Here is a 16,156-nt window from a genome sequence, read left to right on the forward strand (position 1 = left end):
GGTGCCCGGGGCGCTGGTACTCGATGATGCTTTGTGTCACGATTACGCCATATGCATCATGTTGAGGACTCCCATGAAAAAGCTTTTTTTTGCCGCTGCACTGATTGTCGGCGGCCTGTTGGTTGGTTGTAATCAACTCACGCAATATACGGTTAGCGAGCAAGAGATTAATCAGGCGCTGGCGAAACATAATAACTTTTCAAAAGATATCGGTTTGCCCGGCGTCGCTGAAGCACACATCGTACTGAGCAATCTCGCCAGTCAGATAGGGCGTGAAGAGCCTAATAAAGTGACTCTGACGGGTGATGCCAATCTGGACATGAATTCCCTGTTTGGCAGTCAGAAAGCCACCATGAAGCTGAAACTTAAAGCGCTACCGGTCTTCAATAAAGAGAAAGGCGCGATTTACTTGCAAGAGATGGAAGTCGTGGACGCGACCGTCACACCTGAAAAAATGCAGTCGGTGCTACAAACGCTGATGCCGTATTTAAACCAGTCGCTGCGTAATTACTTTAACCAACAGCCTGCCTATGTTCTGCAGGACGACAGCAGTCAGGGTGAAGCGCTGGCGAAAAAACTGGCGAAAGGTATAGAAGTGAAACCGGGCGAAATCATCATCCCATTCACCGACTAATAAACCAGAGGGCGCTGATGCGCCCTTTTTTTTCGTGCAAACGAAAACGTTTCCGCTTATCCTTTGTTTCCGGCAAAAAAGACAATCCTCAGCCGGAGCATATTGATGACTGCACCATCCCAGGTTTTAAAGATCCGCCGTCCAGACGACTGGCATCTTCACTTTCGCGATGGCGACATGTTAAAAACTGTCGTGCCCTATACCAGCGAAATTTACGGCCGCGCCATTGTCATGCCGAACCTGGCACCGCCCGTCACCACAGTTGATGCAGCTATCGCTTATCGCCAACGCATTCTTGATGCGGTACCTGCCGGACACGACTTCACGCCCTTAATGACCTGCTATTTAACGGATACATTGGATCCCAATGAGCTGGAGCGAGGTTTCAACGAAGGCGTGTTTACCGCCGCGAAACTCTACCCGGCGAATGCCACCACCAACTCAACGCATGGCGTAACCTCTATTGAGGCCATCATGCCTGTGCTGGAACGGATGGAAAAATTGGGTATGCCGCTATTGGTGCATGGTGAAGTGACGCATGCGGATATCGATATTTTCGATCGCGAAGCACGCTTTATTGAGACGGTGATGGAACCGCTGCGTCAGCGGTTGACTGCGCTGAAAGTCGTGTTTGAACATATCACCACTAAAGATGCTGCCGAATATGTGCGGGATGGTAACGAGCTTCTCGCCGCCACCATTACGCCACAACATTTGATGTTTAACCGCAACCACATGCTGGTCGGCGGCATTCGTCCGCACCTGTATTGTCTGCCAATCCTTAAACGTAACGTCCACCAACAGGCGCTACGTGAGCTGGTCGCCAGCGGATTTAGCCGCGCATTCCTTGGTACCGACTCAGCGCCGCATGCCCGTCATCGCAAAGAATCCAGTTGCGGCTGTGCTGGGTGTTTTAACGCCCCGACCGCGCTGGGCAGCTATGCCACCGTATTTGAAGAGATGAATGCGCTGAGCCATTTTGAAGCCTTCTGCTCCCTCAATGGTCCGCAATTCTATGGTCTGCCGGTGAATGAGACTTTTATTGAGCTTGAACGCGTGGAGCACCATGTCCCGGAGAGCATTGCGCTAGCAGATGACTCGCTGGTGCCTTTCCTGGGTGGCGAAACGGTACGCTGGTCAGTAAAAAGCTAAAAAAAAGTGTAGCCAACCGATCTGAATAACTGTATAAATAAACAGTATATTCAACAGGGGGCTATTATGCGTATTGAAGTCACTATTGCCAAAACTTCACCTTTGCCTGCCGGTGCGATTGACGCATTGGCAGGTGAACTCTCCCGCCGTATTCATCATCATTTTCCGGATAATGAGGGTAACGTTACCGTCCGTTATGCCGGAGCTAACAATCTGTCGGTAATTGGCGCGACCAAAGAGGACAAAGAACGCATCAGCGAGATCTTGCAGGAGACCTGGGAAAGCGCGGATGACTGGTTTATCAATGAATAAATAATGATATGCAGTGATATTTGTTTGCCGGGTCGCCCCGGCTTTTTTTTACACGCCATTTTAAAAAAAATGCAGACTCCCCCTGGCGGCCATTTAATTTAATATTCATTTCCTGGTTATCTTTTAACCAGAACAACAAAATAATTGTGCAACTTGCTAAAAAAAAATGAATGACATGTTGCTTTATTAGTCAGATAACGCTGAAAACTATAAATTTATGCGCTGCCCTCTTTAAATTTTCAATGAATACCCTTATTTATTGATATACTGAAGTTGCTTCAGAAAAAAAATGCATTGAACCTCGAAAACCGTTGTCTAGTAACACGAATTAGGGGGCATGATGGAAAAGAATAATGAAGTCATTCAGACTCATCCGCTTGTAGGATGGGACATCAGCACCGTTGATAGCTACGACGCGCTGATGCTGCGTTTGCACTACCAGACCCCGAATCGACCGGACCCGGATGGGACTGAAGTTGGTCAAACGCTCTGGTTAACCACTGATGTTGCCAGGCAATTTATTTCGATATTAGAAGCAGGAATCGCCAAAATTGAATCCGGCGATTACCAGGTAAATGAGTATCAGCGCCATTAAATCTGATACATCCAACCATCAAAAGGCACCTTAACGGTGCCTTTCTTATTTCCCGGTTGAATATTCCAGGTCAGTTATTTACCCTGCTACTATCGCGATTGCAGAGAGAAGCGGATGAAATACGACTTAATCATTATTGGCAGCGGTTCCGTGGGTGCCGCAGCCGGATACTATGCCACTCGCGCCGGTCTGAACGTTCTGATGATCGATGCGCATATGCCACCGCATCAACAGGGCAGCCACCACGGCGACACACGATTAATTCGTCATGCTTATGGCGAAGGTGAGAAATACGTTCCGCTGGTGCTGCGCGCGCAGACATTGTGGGATGAACTTTCCACTCAAAATGAAGAACCGATTTTTGTACGCACCGGGGTTATCAATCTGGGCCCGGCAGATTCAACTTTTTTAGCTACCGCAGCGCAAAGCGCGAAACAGTGGCAACTCAACGTCGAACATCTTGATGCCGCCGCCATCATGGCTCGCTGGCCCGAGATTCGCGTACCTGAAAATTATATTGGTCTGTTTGAAGCTGAGTCGGGCTTTTTGCGTAGTGAGTTAGCGATTAAAACCTGGATTCGTCTGGCTGAAGAAGCTGGCTGCGCACAGCTGTTTAAATGCCCGGTCACGGCTATTCATCATAGTGAAGATGGCGTCACAGTAGAAACCGCCGACGGTGACTACCACGCCAAAAAAGCCCTGGTCAGCGCCGGGACATGGGTGCAGGCATTAGTACCGAAACTGCCGATACAGCCAGTCCGCAAAGTGTTCGCATGGTATCAGGCCGATGGCCGCTATAGCGTTAAAAATAACTTCCCGGCCTTTACCGGCGAGTTGCCAAATGGCGATCAGTACTACGGTTTTCCGGCAGAAAACGACGAACTAAAAATTGGTAAGCACAACGGCGGACAGGTAATTCACGCAGCCGAAGAGCGCAAGCCGTTTGCCGCTGTGGCCAGCGATGGCTCCGAAGCTTTCCCATTCCTGCGTACAGTTCTGCCAGGCATTGGCTGTTGTCTGCACGGTGCATCCTGCACTTACGATAATTCGCCGGATGAAGACTTTATCATTGATACGCTACCTGAACATGACAATACCCTGATCATCACCGGACTGAGCGGACATGGCTTTAAGTTTGCCTCCGTACTGGGGGAAATAGCCGCGGACTTTGCGCAGGACAAACCGCCAGCCTTTGACCTGACGCCATTCAGGCTGAGTCGCTTTACGCGATAATGATTAATGGCCTCGTGGTGAGGCCATTTTTAATGACAGGAATAACATCGATGCGGCGCATCTTTCACTATCTGGTTAATAATATTCGTGAGCATCTTATGCTCTACATTATTTTATGGTCGCTGCTGGCAATTATGGATGTGATATATATTATGTTTTTCTGACCAGATCGCACTGACACTAATTGACAAAAACTGATATTTACTTAAATTTTATTGCAATAAACTGAATAAGAAAACCCTATCAACACCGTGTAATAATGCCCACCTTTTGCCCATTCTCTCTAATACCTTGATGATGACATCAATATTCAATCAATTTTATTGAATATGAAAATAAATATCATCATCATTGTTATTTATTAGTTGCATTAATGTCTTTTACGCGCCATTTTCATTTACTCCTGAAATATCTAACGGTGTACTTATGCAATTCACTAATAGTCCACAGCGCTATGGCGTGGTGTCTGTCGCATTGCACTGGCTGATGGCGATTGCTGTATATGGCATGTTTGCGTTGGGTTTATGGATGGTCACGCTCAGCTATTACGACGGCTGGTATCACCAGGCCCCTGAACTGCATAAAAGCATCGGGATCCTGCTCATGATGGGACTGGTCATTCGCGTTGTCTGGCGGTTGTTCTCCCCTCCCCCAGCTGCGCTGACAAGCTATTCCCGTTTAACCCGCATCGCAGCGGCATTGGGTCACCTTGCGCTCTACGCCCTGCTCTTTTCGATTGTTATCAGCGGTTATCTGATCTCGACCGCAGATGGCAAAGCGATAAGCGTATTTGGTTGGTTTGATATTCCCGCCACCCTTGCCAACGCGGGCGCTCAGGCCGACCTTGCCGGCAGCCTGCACCTGTGGCTGGCATGGACCGTGGTGGTTTTATCGCTTCTTCATGGGCTTATGGCCCTGAAACATCACTTTATCGATAACGACGATACCCTGAATCGCATGTTGGGAAAATCGTCATCTGACTATGGAGCTTAAAATGAAAAAAAACCTGCTGGGATTGACACTCGCCTCTCTGTTATTCACGACCGGATCGGCTATGGCGGCAGATTACAAAATTGACAAAGAGGGACAGCATGCCTTTGTTAATTTCCGTATTCAGCATCTGGGTTACAGCTGGCTGTACGGCACCTTTAAAGATTTCGACGGTACGTTCACCTTTGATGAAAAAAATCCCGCAGCCGATAAGGTTAACGTCACCATCAACACCAACAGTGTTGACACCAACCACGCCGAACGCGATAAGCATCTGCGTAGCGCGGATTTCCTTAACGTGGCCAAATTCCCGCAGGCGACCTTTAGCTCCACCAGCGTGAAAAAAGAGGGGAACGACCTCGATATCACCGGTAACCTGACGCTGAATGGCGTCACCAAACCAGTGACGCTGGACGCGAAGTTGATCGGTCAGGGTGGCGATCCATGGGGTGGTACGCGCGCCGGTTTTGAAGCGCAAGGTAAGATTAAACTGAAAGACTTCAATATCACCACCGATCTCGGCCCTGCTTCACAGGAAGTCGATTTAATCATCTCAGTGGAAGGTGTGCAGCAGAAGTAACGCATAAATGTTGCCGGATGAGGCGATAGCCATCATCCGGCAACGTTTTTATTGCGCGGGATCCGGAATACCCAGTTTGGTATTCAGACGACCGCGGGATTTATTAAAGATTTTGTTGCCATTTTCACGCCCGGCGCGACGACGTCGTTGCTCTTCTTCCGGCAACTCACTCTCTTCGCAACACAGCTCACTACAGCAGCCTTTATACTTCTGCGCGCAAGCCGGGCACTGGATAAACAGCAGATGGCAGCCATCATTTTTACAATTAGTGTGGCTGTCGCATGCGGTTCCGCACTGATGACAATGCGCGATAATATCTTCAGAGATCCTTTCGCCCATACGCTCATCAAAAACGAAATTTTTGCCGATGAAACGTACCGGAAGCCCCTGTTCACGCGCCTTGCGGGCATATTCAATAATCCCCCCCTCAATGTGCCAGACTTTGCTAAATCCGTTGTGTTTCATCCAGGCGCTGGCCTTCTCACAGCGGATCCCGCCCGTGCAGTACATAACTATTTTTTTATCTTTATGCTCCTGCATCATTTCAACCGCTTTCGGCAACTGGTCACGGAATGTGTCTGCCGGGATCTCAAGCGCGTTCTCGAAATGCCCCACCTCATATTCATAGTGGTTGCGCATATCAATGAATACCGCCTCAGGATCGTCCAACATGGCGTTCACTTCTGCCGCCTTCAGGTAATCACCCACGTCGCTGGCGTTAAAGTCAGGATCATCAATGCCATCCGCCACAATACGTTCGCGAACTTTCATGCGTAGCACCCAGAATGATTTCCCGTCATCGTCCAGGGCGATATTAAGACGTAATCCATCCAGTGCGGGATTGAACGCATACAGCTGTTGGCGGAATGCATCCACGTTGCTTTGCGGCACGCTGATTTGCGCGTTAATGCCTTCATGGGCAAGATATACACGCCCGAACACATTCAGCGCAGTGAACAGTTGGTACAACGCATCACGCGTATGTTGCGGGTCATCGATGGTGAAATATTTATAAAACGAGATCGTCGTGCGCGGCTCAGTCTCGGCCAGCATTTTGGCTTTGAGCGCGTCGTTCGAAATGCGGTTGTGTAACACTGGCATGGTGTACGTATCCTGCAAATAGGGAGTAAATGAAAATCGGCGGCATCATAAAGCAAACATCGCCAATTTACATCCACACATTTTACGCTACATTTCTTACTTCACGATAAAAACGCAACAACAATTGCCGATTTAATCACCGTTCTCCCGTCACAAATTTTTGATACGCGCGAAAAAATGCGACAATACAGGGAATTGGTCGTTTGAAGACAGGATAGACATGACGAATTTACCCAAGTTTTCGGCTGCGCTACTGCATCCACGTTATTGGTTGACCTGGCTGGGTATTGGCATCCTTTGGTTAATCGTGCAGTTGCCCTACCCGGTACTTTATAAGTTGGGCTGTGCATTAGGTCGTCTGGCGTTGCGTTTGATGAAACGCCGGGCAAAAATAGTTTCACGTAATCTGGAGCTATGCTTCCCGCAGATGAGTGAGCAGGAACGCCAGCAGATGGTCGTCAGGAACTTCGAGTCCGTCGGCATGGGCGTGATGGAAACCGGGATGGCCTGGTTTTGGTCCGATAAGCGCATTTCACGCTGGACAGAAGTGATTGGGATGGAACATATCCGTGACGTTCAGGCGCAAAAGCGGGGGATCCTGTTAGTCGGTCTGCACTTTCTGACCCTGGAACTGGGTGCGCGTCAGTTTGGTCTGCAGGAGCCTGGTATCGGTGTGTATCGTCCTAATGACAACCCGCTGCTCGACTGGTTACAGACCTGGGGACGCATGCGCTCTAATAAATCAATGCTTGATCGTAAAGACCTGAAAGGAATGATTAAAGCGTTGAAAAAAGGCGAAGTGGTCTGGTACGCGCCGGATCATGACTACGGTCCTCGCGCCAGCGTGTTTGTGCCGCTGTTTGCCGTTGAACAGGCCGCCACGACCTCCGGGACCTGGATGCTTTCACGCATGTCGAATGCGTGCCTGGTGCCATTTGTTCCTCGTCGTAAGCCCGACGGGAAAGGGTATCAATTGATTATGCTGCCGCCAGAATGTTCACCGCCATTAGACGACGCGGAGACCACAGCTGCATGGATGAATAAGATCGTGGAGCAATGCATCATGATGGCCCCAGAACAATATATGTGGCTGCATCGTCGCTTCAAGACCCGTCCTGAAGGCGCCCCTTCCCTGTACTAAAACCCGGTTGCAGTCCAGTGGGCTGCAACCCTCTCCTGACTCGCTTTAGGTTTAACTGCTATCCGCATTGCAGCAACTATCAACCGGGCGCATAATTAGTCTGCTTACTTATATTCAATCGATAGCGCATACAGCGCATCACACTGTGGATCGTTATGTCACCCTCAGATGCCCCCATAAACTGGAAACGCAACCTCACCGTTGCCTGGATAGGTTGTTTTTTAACCGGCGCAGCATTTAGCCTGGTCATGCCCTTTTTACCCTTGTACGTCGAGAGTCTCGGCGTCACGGGGCATAGCGCCCTGAACATGTGGTCAGGTCTGGTCTTCAGCATCACCTTTTTGTTTTCAGCCATCGCCTCCCCTTTTTGGGGTGGCCTTGCCGACCGCAAAGGGCGAAAAATCATGCTGCTGCGTTCCGCGTTGGGTATGGCTATTGTGATGCTACTGATGGGCCTGGCGCAAAATATCTGGCAGTTCCTGGTTCTGCGCGCGCTGCTCGGTCTGCTCGGCGGTTTCATTCCCAACGCCAATGCGTTGATCGCCACCCAGGTTCCACGCAATAAAAGCGGCTGGGCGCTGGGAACGCTCTCTACCGGCGGTGTCAGCGGCGCACTGCTAGGGCCGCTGGCAGGTGGACTACTCGCGGACCATTATGGATTGCGTCCCGTGTTCTTCATTACCGCCAGCGTACTGCTGGTCTGTTTTATCCTGACGCTATTTTTTATCCGCGAGCGTTTTCAGCCGGTAAGCAAGAAAGAGATGCTGCACATACGCGAAGTCGTGGCCTCGTTAAAAAACCCCAAACTGGTGCTGAGCCTGTTTGTCACTACCTTAATCATTCAGGTGGCGACCGGTTCTATTGCGCCAATCCTGACGTTATACGTGCGGGAGTTAGCCGGGAACGTCAGTAATATCGCGTTCATTAGTGGGATGATTGCCTCCGTACCCGGCGTAGCAGCGTTAATCAGTGCCCCAAGGCTTGGCAAACTCGGTGACCGGATTGGCCCGGAGAAGATTCTAATCGTCGCGCTGATTATTTCCGTGCTACTGCTGATCCCGATGTCATTTGTACAAACTCCCTGGCAATTGGGCGTTCTGCGTTTTTTATTGGGTGCTGCCGACGGCGCTCTGCTCCCGGCGGTGCAAACGCTGCTGGTTTATAACTCAACCAACCAAATAGCCGGGCGTATTTTCAGTTATAACCAGTCATTTCGCGACATCGGCAACGTAACGGGACCATTAATGGGGGCGGCAATATCCGCCAACTACGGCTTTCGCGCGGTCTTCTGCGTGACCGCGGGGGTTGTACTGTTTAACGCGATCTACTCGTGGAATAGTCTGCGCCGTCGCCGGAGTGCCGAGCTCGCTGGATAATTTGTATATATTGCCTGAACCCGAAGAGTAAACTTTGCGTTTTCAGGCAGTATTCATTTTACTTTTAATGATAGTAGTAACACACCTTATTTCTGCCAGAGTTTTTGGCGTCATACAGCGCAGCATCCGCATAAGAAACAACTTTATCCGCTGAGTCATCATCAACTTTAGTACAATATACACCGATGCTGATCGTCATCTTTTCTTTTAAATCATAGGCATTGGGTATAGTCGTTCCATGCTCAACATTTCTTCTGATTCGTTCTGCAACGACAATAGCTTCATCTTTATCCTTGCACTTAAGAAGAATCGCAAACTCCTCGCCGCCGATGCGCGCAAAGATATCCGAATCTCTAACTGACTTGTTGATTATATCAACAATACTAATGATTACCCGATCCCCCTCCTGATGCCCATAGGTATCGTTAATGCGTTTAAATTTGTCGATATCCAAAACCATTACGCAAACCACGCCTTTCGCTAGCGATGCTTTTAACGATCTATAGAACAGTTTCCGGTTGTATATTTTGGTCATGGCATCTTTGATAGCCGAATCCGTTTCTTTTTTTAGAATGATAAAAGTGTTATACATTAAGATCGATATTATACAAAGGGTACTGATCACCTCAATCCCTCTGCTGATATACCAAATATACATACTATATTCATCTAAACTTAATAGCAGCACATTGGTTAATATTCCTGAGCAACACAGTAAGCCGATACTTTTCCATAAGATGTTATGCGTTTTGGTTTTAATGACCAAATAGAGTAGAACCAATCCCCAGGCAACAATCAGAGAGTAAATGTAGCCAATATGCCAGTGTACGGTTATGTTGTCGGATTTTAAGCTCGTAATCTCAAGGGTCATGCCCGGGTTATAACTGGCCAGGCTATGTGCCAGGACAGCGATAGCCAACATGATCAAAAATGCTACCGCTATATAGCATGGTTCTCTTTCTTTGGTTTCAAGGATTGTCGAAGATGCTTTATAAGATTTCAAGGATACAAATAATAAAGCAATAAAACTCAGCTGGCGAAAATAATAGAATATAGCGATATCGTTAGTTCTTTTTTCTATCGAAGTGTGATCATTGATTAAATCCTGAACGATATAGATAGTTTCCACAAAGAAAATATTATTGCTAAGAAATGCCATACCTAAGACTATGAGACATGTTAGATCTTTTCTGCATAAATACTGAAACAACATAAACAGGAAAATAATTCCATATAAAAAGAATAAACCTACTATGATAATCAAATATATTGTTTGCGGAACACTTTGTATTGTTAATTTAAACTGCGTAAGACATAACCCACCAAGAATATAGCTGATTAAGCTAGTTATATAGAACGCCATCAACTTCCTGTTATTTGAATTACTGTTTTCCATAACATCCTTAGGAGTATTCTTGAGTTGGCATTTTATATAATAAAGTATAAGCATTTGCAATCTATATAGCCGTACAACTTCAGTGATATTTATTCATTTATTATTTAATGATTTTTTATCCATTTATAACACCTGGTATTAATCATCTATTATTATGTGTCCTTTTTTAAAACGCCTCACGCCATTAACAGATGTTGCACATAGCGGATACTTAGTCATTACCTTTCCGGCTCTTGAGTTCAGTATCTCTCAATAATTACCTCTGTGATTTTTTCACATTAATAAATATTTTTTCCTTTATTTTGATAAGGTTAGACATCCCCTCATCAGTACAATGGGCATTACCGCAAGCAAAAACACGAGTAAATACGTATTAAATCTGAAGATTCATTTATATAACAGTATCGTTTATTTATTTGATTTTCATTACGCCACTGCTAACCACACACATTACCTTTTTTTCTCAAATTCGCGGTCGTCCATTACGCCAACTTCAGTATCTCGCATTGTAAATTTTTCCATACCAATCGAAGACGTCATCATAAAACCCTGTCGTCGCTACCAACGGCTGGCATTCATTTAGGTTAGCTCTGCAGTCAATGGGTTTGACGCTCCGCGGATCGAGGTCTATAGATTGAATCATCACCATTTATTGTTCACCTTAGGAGAAGATTATGGCAAAGAATGACATGTATTTTTATGCCACGCTGGAAGAGGCTATTGATGCTGCTCGTGAAGTGTTTCTGGCAGATAACCCAGGTCTGGAGGCTGACGATGCCAGTGTTCAGCAGCTAAGCGTACAAAAATACGTGCTACAGGATGGCGACATTATGTGGCAAGCAGAATTCTTTGCCGATGAGGATGATGTCGATGGCGAATGTCTGCCAATGCTAAGCGGTGAAGCGGCGCAAAGCGTTTTTGATGGTGATTATGATGAGATTGAAATTCGTCAGGAGTGGCAGGAAGAAAACACGCTTCACGAATGGGACGAAGGTGAATTTCAGCTGGAGCCTCCCCTTGATACCGAAGAGGGTCAGACCGCAGCTGATGAATGGGATGAACGATAACTACTCGTAAGGCCCATGGTGAATGTCGAGCGGTAACAACAGCGTATCAAACACCAGCGAAAACGGCAGGTCGAGGATGGTGACGTAGCGCCATGCGGAATCCCGGACATCCCACTGTATGCCCGGATAGTATTGGTTGCCATGCCCTTGTCCTGGGATGGTCCGGCTAATGATGCTGCCGCATCCGCTCAGCAACAAGACCATTATCGCCACTGCCACTATTCGCATCTGGTACCCCATGACTCTTTTTATTCAGTATAAAAAAATACCGGCACCAGGCCGGTATTTTCACATTACAGAACGCTTATTTTTTCCTGAGCGCTAACGGATTCAGGGTCAGGCCCTGATAGTAATTCACCCACGAAGAATACTTATCAGGTGAATTCCAGACGCGATAATGCAAACGCGCCATGGTCACCGGATCGCTTAACAGCACAAGGCGACGATCGCGATTCAGTTTCTCCGGCGTTTCGTTCAGCGCCTGCTCCACATGACGGTCGCGTGCAATCTCAAGTACGTTACTCACACGGTGGCGAGCAGTCGCCATTGCCGTAGCCAGCGCGTTAAACGACGGGTTAAACACCGCATGCATAAAACCGTCGTCCAGCGTACGATTACGGTTCATTACCAGATAGGTATCTGTATCCACCAGCACCTGCGGCGGAGAGTACTCTTCCGGGATCAGGAACAGCTTCCAGCGTTTGGTTCGTAACCCAACCGTAGAACGACTGGAAATTACGGAAACAAACGGCGAGAGGATCAGCGAGAAGACAATCGGCGCCAGCCAGAACAGAAAACGCAGATCCAGCCAGGCCATACCCACAGCCCACACCAGCCCCAGCAAGAGCTGAGAACCGTGACGCATAAACGCTTCCCCCCACGGGGTGGAATCGTCATCACGCTGCGGCGAATTCCACACCACTTCCCAACCGAGGAATGCGCTCACCACGAAAACGGTATGGAACAGCATACGCACCGGCGCCAGCAGCACGGAGAACAGAACCTCCAGCAGCAACGACAGCGTGACGCGAATAAATCCGCCGTACTCTTTCGTCCCTTTACACCAGATAAGCAAAATACTCAGCAGCTTCGGCAGGAACAGCAGCACCATGGTGGAAGCAAACAGCGCGATCGCCAGTTCAGGACGCCACTGCGGCCAGACCGGGAATAGCTGCCGCGGTTGCAGGAAGTACTGCGGTTCCGTCAACGCATGGACTACCTGCAATGCGGTAGACAACGCGAGGAACATGAACCACAACGGCGCTGACAGATAGGACATAACGCCGGTGAGGAACACCGCGCGGTGAACCGGATGCATCCCCTTAACCAGGAACAGACGGAAGTTCATCAGGTTGCCATGACACCAGCGACGGTCACGCTTGAGCTCATCCAACAGGTTTGGCGGCAGCTCTTCATAAGAACCCGGCAGATCGTAAGCGATCCATACGCCCCAGCCGGCACGACGCATTAATGCCGCTTCCACGAAGTCATGGGAGAGGATCGAGCCTGCAAATGAGCCTTCGCCAGGTAACGGCGCAAGCGCACAGTGCTCAATAAACGGCTTCACGCGAATGATGGCGTTATGACCCCAGTAGTGCGATTCACCCAACTGCCAGAAGTGAAGCCCGGCGGTAAACAACGGGCCATAAACACGGGTCGCGAACTGCTGGCAACGCGCATACAGCGTATCCATACCGGAAGCCTTCGGTGAAGACTGGATAATCCCGGCGTTCGGATTCGCTTCCATCAGACGAACCAGACCGCTCAGACAGTCGCCGCTCATCACGGAGTCAGCATCCAGCACCACCATATAGCTGTACTGATTCCCCCAGCGGCGGCAGAAGTCATCGATGTTGCCGCTTTTGCGCTTCACACGACGACGACGACGACGGTAGAAAATCTGCCCTTCGCCCTGCACTTCGGCAATCAGTTCCATCCACGCTTTTTGTTCCGCTACGCAGATATCAGGATTGTAGCTGTCGCTCAGGATGTAAACATCAAAATGCTCGGCGTTGCCCGTGGCTTTAACTGACTCCCACGTGGCGCGCAGCCCCGCGAATACGCGGTCAACGTCCTCGTTACAGATAGGCATAATCAGTGCGGTACGGTGTTCAGGATTCAGTGGTTCGTCCCCGACCGTTGAGGCGGAGATACTGTACTTATCTCGCCCAATCAGCAGTTGCAGGAAGCCCATCAGCGCAGTCCAGAACCCTGCAGAGACCCAACAGAAAAGCACGGCAAACAAAATCAGAATCCCGGTCTGTAGCATATAGGGCAGCAATTGCATAAAGGAGACCCACAGGTCCTGCCCCATCATGTCGACCGGATTTATGAATGCCCAACCCTGATACGGAAGAATCGTCTTCATATACCAGGTTGCTACCACCGTTTGCGCCAGCGTTAAGATCAACAGCGTATAGCGGCGGATTGTGCCAACGGTACGCCACTTTTGCTCGCTCTCTTGTTCTTCTTTCGTCAAACGCGAAAGATAACGCGGAGTCACATCACGTCCACGCAGACGATCCCAAAAACGACCAACCGGGTTGGTACGCCAGGGATCGGGGAACATCGAGGTACGCGTTGCTTTAGGCATTGCCTGAAGCTGATCGCGTCCTTCATCGTCTTTAACCAACTGCTCTTTCGCCAGAGAATCTGGCCATGCTTGCTCAAGACGAGCTTTCACAGAACCCTGCGGTGAATCATCTTCGCGCGAGTAAGTACGATGCTCGGCATCCAGCGCCTGATGAACGGCGCGGATGTCAGTTTTCGGCAGAGCCGCTTTTTCGATATCCGAAAGCGGCATTGCGTCAATATACTCAGTAGTCTTATTCATTGGCAGGTAACTGGTAGCTCCAGGTTTCACTCAACGTCTGATCGGCATTGACCAGGGCTGCTCGCATTTCAGTGGTTTTCTTCACGTCTTTCACCTTCACGCGCAGCATCAAACGCCAACCTTTAGTGACCGGGTTGTAACGCACGGTGTTTTCAACGATCTCGCCGTTGTCGCCAATGCTGGTTTGTGCGGTAACCGGGGTATCCTGTGGCAGCTTTTTCATGTCTGCGCCGGTAAAATCCACCACAAACGCGATAGTACCGTCTGGCTGACGAATCAGATTGGATTGTTTAACATCACCCGTAGAACGACGAGTCTGTTGTACCCAGGCATTTTCCGGCGCATGAAGCTTGTCTTCATCACGCGTGAACGTCAGGGAGTACTTGAAGTTCATCTCTTTGCCCGCTTCAGGCAGTTGATCCGGCGTCCAGTACGCAACGATGTTATCGTTCGTTTCATCGTTAGTCGGAATTTCAACTAACTCAATTTTACCTTTGCCCCAGTCACCTTTTGGCGTGATCCAGGCGCTTGGACGCAGGTCGTAACGATCGTCAATATCTTCAAAACGCGAGAACTGACGGCCACGCTGCAACAGACCGAAACCTTGCGGGTTTTCCATGGCAAAGCTGCTCACCGCGAGATGTTTCGGGTTGTTCAGCGGCCGCCAAATCCATTCGCCGTTGCCAGCGTGGATAGACAAACCATTAGAGTCATGCAGTTCCGGACGATAATTCGTTGCCGGAGAAGGCTGATTTGGGCCGAACAGGAACATACTGGTTAACGGCGCCACGCCCAGCTTGCCCACTTTGTCGCGCAGGTAAACTTTGGACTGAACATCAACAACCGTGTCGCGACCCGGAATAATGACAAAGCGATACGCTCCGGTTGCGCGCGGAGAGTCCAGCAAGGCGTATATGGTTAAACGTTTGTCAGTCGGTTTCGGACGTTCGATCCAAAACTCACGGAAGCGGGGAAATTCTTCACCAGAAGGGAGAGCGGTATCGATCGCGAGACCGCGCGCAGACAGACCGTAGACCTGGCCTGCGCCGAGAACGCGGAAATAGCTGGCCCCGAGCATGCTGACGATTTCATCGTTTTTATCTTTGCTGTTGATCGGATACAGCACTTTGAACCCGGCGAAACCGAGATCTTTTACCGTGTCTTTATCATGCTGAACATCGCCAAAATTAAAGTAATCCGGGCTATATTTGATTCTTTTCACCGCAGTTGCGGTAACTTCGTTGATTTTGACCGGCGTGTCGAAGTACATACCCTGGTGGTAGAATTCGAGCTTAAATGGGGTCTTGAGATTGCTCCAGTAGGCTTTATCGCGATTAAACTGGATCTGCTGATAATCCGCATATTTCATGTCGCGGAAAACGGAGGGCAAGTTACTTTTTGGCGCCTCATAGCCTTTACCGGCTAAGGATTGAGCTTGTTTTGCAACATCATCAATGCTGAACGCCCAGCTCGATGATGTGTACAGCGTTAACATGACTGCTGCACCCAACCAACGCATTTTCATCATTTGTAGTTTATGTTTCATAATTAGTAAGCACTTCCCCCTTTGTGTGCTTATATTGATCCGATCCATTTTAATGGATAATCGGGTATTCCGACAACTGAATCCCTGTATTGTTCGCGCGCTGGCTCATGCTTTAAGCAGCTTTGTCTGCTGTTTTCACTTTGCGTGCTTATCCTGGAGACAGGTTGTTGGACTTCGTGTAGGGTTGGCCTCGAATGTAA

General features: G+C 48.9%; 16 protein-coding genes. 11 read left to right on the plus strand and 5 right to left on the minus strand.

Annotated elements, in window-relative coordinates; genetic code table 11:
* Window positions 1-73: 73 nt before the first annotated feature.
* The 8 genes from AC534G_RS15540 (at window position 74) to AC534G_RS15575 (ending at window position 5,496) form a co-directional block, all read left to right on the plus strand.
* Window positions 74-634 (plus strand): lipoprotein, encoded by a 561-nt coding sequence (locus tag AC534G_RS15540; RefSeq protein ID WP_038639673.1) that lies wholly within the window; start codon window positions 74-76, stop codon window positions 632-634.
* Window positions 635-739: 105 nt separating this feature from the next.
* Entirely contained in the window at window positions 740-1,786 is a 1,047-nt protein-coding gene (pyrC, locus tag AC534G_RS15545) for a dihydroorotase (RefSeq protein ID WP_110498376.1), read from the plus strand.
* Between the two features lie 66 nt (window positions 1,787-1,852).
* Window positions 1,853-2,098, plus strand: coding sequence for a DNA damage-inducible protein I (dinI, locus tag AC534G_RS15550; protein ID WP_006685106.1), 246 nt, complete (start codon window positions 1,853-1,855; stop codon window positions 2,096-2,098).
* 340 nt (window positions 2,099-2,438) lie between these two features.
* Entirely contained in the window at window positions 2,439-2,693 is a 255-nt protein-coding gene (bssS, locus tag AC534G_RS15555; protein WP_003036154.1) for a biofilm formation regulator BssS, read from the plus strand.
* Window positions 2,694-2,807: 114 nt separating this feature from the next.
* A complete protein-coding gene (gene solA / locus AC534G_RS15560; protein ID WP_110498378.1) occupies window positions 2,808-3,926 on the plus strand; it encodes an N-methyl-L-tryptophan oxidase in 1,119 nt (372 codons plus the stop codon).
* 50 nt (window positions 3,927-3,976) lie between these two features.
* Window positions 3,977-4,090, plus strand: a complete 114-nt coding sequence (locus AC534G_RS15565) for a YceO family protein (protein WP_003036148.1) — start codon at window positions 3,977-3,979, stop codon at window positions 4,088-4,090.
* Window positions 4,091-4,352: 262 nt separating this feature from the next.
* Complete coding sequence (locus AC534G_RS15570) at window positions 4,353-4,919, plus strand: cytochrome b (protein WP_038639662.1); 567 nt, start codon at window positions 4,353-4,355, stop codon at window positions 4,917-4,919.
* A gap of 1 nt (window position 4,920) precedes the next feature.
* The gene (locus AC534G_RS15575; RefSeq protein ID WP_038639660.1) at window positions 4,921-5,496 is read left to right on the plus strand and encodes a YceI family protein; all 576 of its coding nucleotides are present in this window, start codon (window positions 4,921-4,923) and stop codon (window positions 5,494-5,496) included.
* 48 nt (window positions 5,497-5,544) lie between these two features.
* Here the strand turns inward: AC534G_RS15575 and trhO are convergent, their stop codons facing one another.
* On the minus strand, window positions 5,545-6,597 hold the full coding sequence (gene trhO / locus AC534G_RS15580; RefSeq protein WP_110498380.1) for an oxygen-dependent tRNA uridine(34) hydroxylase TrhO: 1,053 nt from the start codon (window positions 6,595-6,597) through the stop codon (window positions 5,545-5,547).
* A 220-nt stretch (window positions 6,598-6,817) separates the two neighbouring features.
* Here trhO and AC534G_RS15585 point away from each other — a divergent pair, with 220 nt between their 5' ends.
* Window positions 6,818-7,738, plus strand: a complete 921-nt coding sequence (locus AC534G_RS15585) for a Kdo(2)-lipid IV(A) acyltransferase (RefSeq protein WP_038639653.1) — start codon at window positions 6,818-6,820, stop codon at window positions 7,736-7,738.
* A 155-nt stretch (window positions 7,739-7,893) separates the two neighbouring features.
* Complete coding sequence (gene mdtG / locus AC534G_RS15590; protein ID WP_038639648.1) at window positions 7,894-9,114, plus strand: multidrug efflux MFS transporter MdtG; 1,221 nt, start codon at window positions 7,894-7,896, stop codon at window positions 9,112-9,114.
* Between the two features lie 64 nt (window positions 9,115-9,178).
* On the opposite strand, the gene AC534G_RS15595 is transcribed toward mdtG, so the two are convergent.
* Window positions 9,179-10,510 carry a sensor domain-containing diguanylate cyclase gene (locus AC534G_RS15595; protein WP_110498836.1) on the minus strand — a complete coding sequence of 444 codons (1,332 nt, stop codon included), beginning with the start codon at window positions 10,508-10,510 and terminating at the stop codon, window positions 9,179-9,181.
* 689 nt (window positions 10,511-11,199) lie between these two features.
* Between AC534G_RS15595 and AC534G_RS15600 the strand changes: the two genes are divergently transcribed.
* A complete protein-coding gene (locus AC534G_RS15600; RefSeq protein WP_038643106.1) occupies window positions 11,200-11,577 on the plus strand; it encodes a MysB family protein in 378 nt (125 codons plus the stop codon).
* Here AC534G_RS15600 and AC534G_RS15605 read toward each other — a convergent pair whose 3' ends face one another.
* The 3 genes from AC534G_RS15605 to mdoG all read right to left on the minus strand — a co-directional run bounded on the left by AC534G_RS15605 (window position 11,578) and on the right by mdoG (window position 15,938).
* Complete coding sequence (locus tag AC534G_RS15605; RefSeq protein WP_085048535.1) at window positions 11,578-11,805, minus strand: YceK/YidQ family lipoprotein; 228 nt, start codon at window positions 11,803-11,805, stop codon at window positions 11,578-11,580.
* Window positions 11,806-11,881: 76 nt separating this feature from the next.
* Complete coding sequence (gene mdoH, locus AC534G_RS15610) at window positions 11,882-14,410, minus strand: glucans biosynthesis glucosyltransferase MdoH (RefSeq protein ID WP_038639642.1); 2,529 nt, start codon at window positions 14,408-14,410, stop codon at window positions 11,882-11,884.
* On the minus strand, window positions 14,403-15,938 hold the full coding sequence (gene mdoG, locus AC534G_RS15615; protein ID WP_087857802.1) for a glucans biosynthesis protein MdoG: 1,536 nt from the start codon (window positions 15,936-15,938) through the stop codon (window positions 14,403-14,405). The genes mdoH and mdoG overlap by 8 nt, the downstream gene beginning before the upstream one ends.
* Window positions 15,939-16,156 lie beyond the last annotated feature (218 nt).

Source organism: Citrobacter sp. CRE-46, from assembly GCF_059615875.1.

Coding starts and splice junctions, on each gene's coding strand:
- AC534G_RS15540 (WP_038639673.1), top strand. CDS start 74: ATGAAAAAGCTTTTTTTTGCCGCTGCACTGATTGTCGGCGGCCTGTTG.
- pyrC (WP_110498376.1), top strand. CDS start 740: ATGACTGCACCATCCCAGGTTTTAAAGATCCGCCGTCCAGACGACTGG.
- dinI (WP_006685106.1), top strand. CDS start 1,853: ATGCGTATTGAAGTCACTATTGCCAAAACTTCACCTTTGCCTGCCGGT.
- bssS (WP_003036154.1), top strand. CDS start 2,439: ATGGAAAAGAATAATGAAGTCATTCAGACTCATCCGCTTGTAGGATGG.
- solA (WP_110498378.1), top strand. CDS start 2,808: ATGAAATACGACTTAATCATTATTGGCAGCGGTTCCGTGGGTGCCGCA.
- AC534G_RS15565 (WP_003036148.1), top strand. CDS start 3,977: ATGCGGCGCATCTTTCACTATCTGGTTAATAATATTCGTGAGCATCTT.
- AC534G_RS15570 (WP_038639662.1), top strand. CDS start 4,353: ATGCAATTCACTAATAGTCCACAGCGCTATGGCGTGGTGTCTGTCGCA.
- AC534G_RS15575 (WP_038639660.1), top strand. CDS start 4,921: ATGAAAAAAAACCTGCTGGGATTGACACTCGCCTCTCTGTTATTCACG.
- trhO (WP_110498380.1), bottom strand. CDS start 6,597: ATGCCAGTGTTACACAACCGCATTTCGAACGACGCGCTCAAAGCCAAA.
- AC534G_RS15585 (WP_038639653.1), top strand. CDS start 6,818: ATGACGAATTTACCCAAGTTTTCGGCTGCGCTACTGCATCCACGTTAT.
- mdtG (WP_038639648.1), top strand. CDS start 7,894: ATGTCACCCTCAGATGCCCCCATAAACTGGAAACGCAACCTCACCGTT.
- AC534G_RS15595 (WP_110498836.1), bottom strand. CDS start 10,510: ATGGAAAACAGTAATTCAAATAACAGGAAGTTGATGGCGTTCTATATA.
- AC534G_RS15600 (WP_038643106.1), top strand. CDS start 11,200: ATGTATTTTTATGCCACGCTGGAAGAGGCTATTGATGCTGCTCGTGAA.
- AC534G_RS15605 (WP_085048535.1), bottom strand. CDS start 11,805: ATGCGAATAGTGGCAGTGGCGATAATGGTCTTGTTGCTGAGCGGATGC.
- mdoH (WP_038639642.1), bottom strand. CDS start 14,410: ATGAATAAGACTACTGAGTATATTGACGCAATGCCGCTTTCGGATATC.
- mdoG (WP_087857802.1), bottom strand. CDS start 15,938: ATGATGAAAATGCGTTGGTTGGGTGCAGCAGTCATGTTAACGCTGTAC.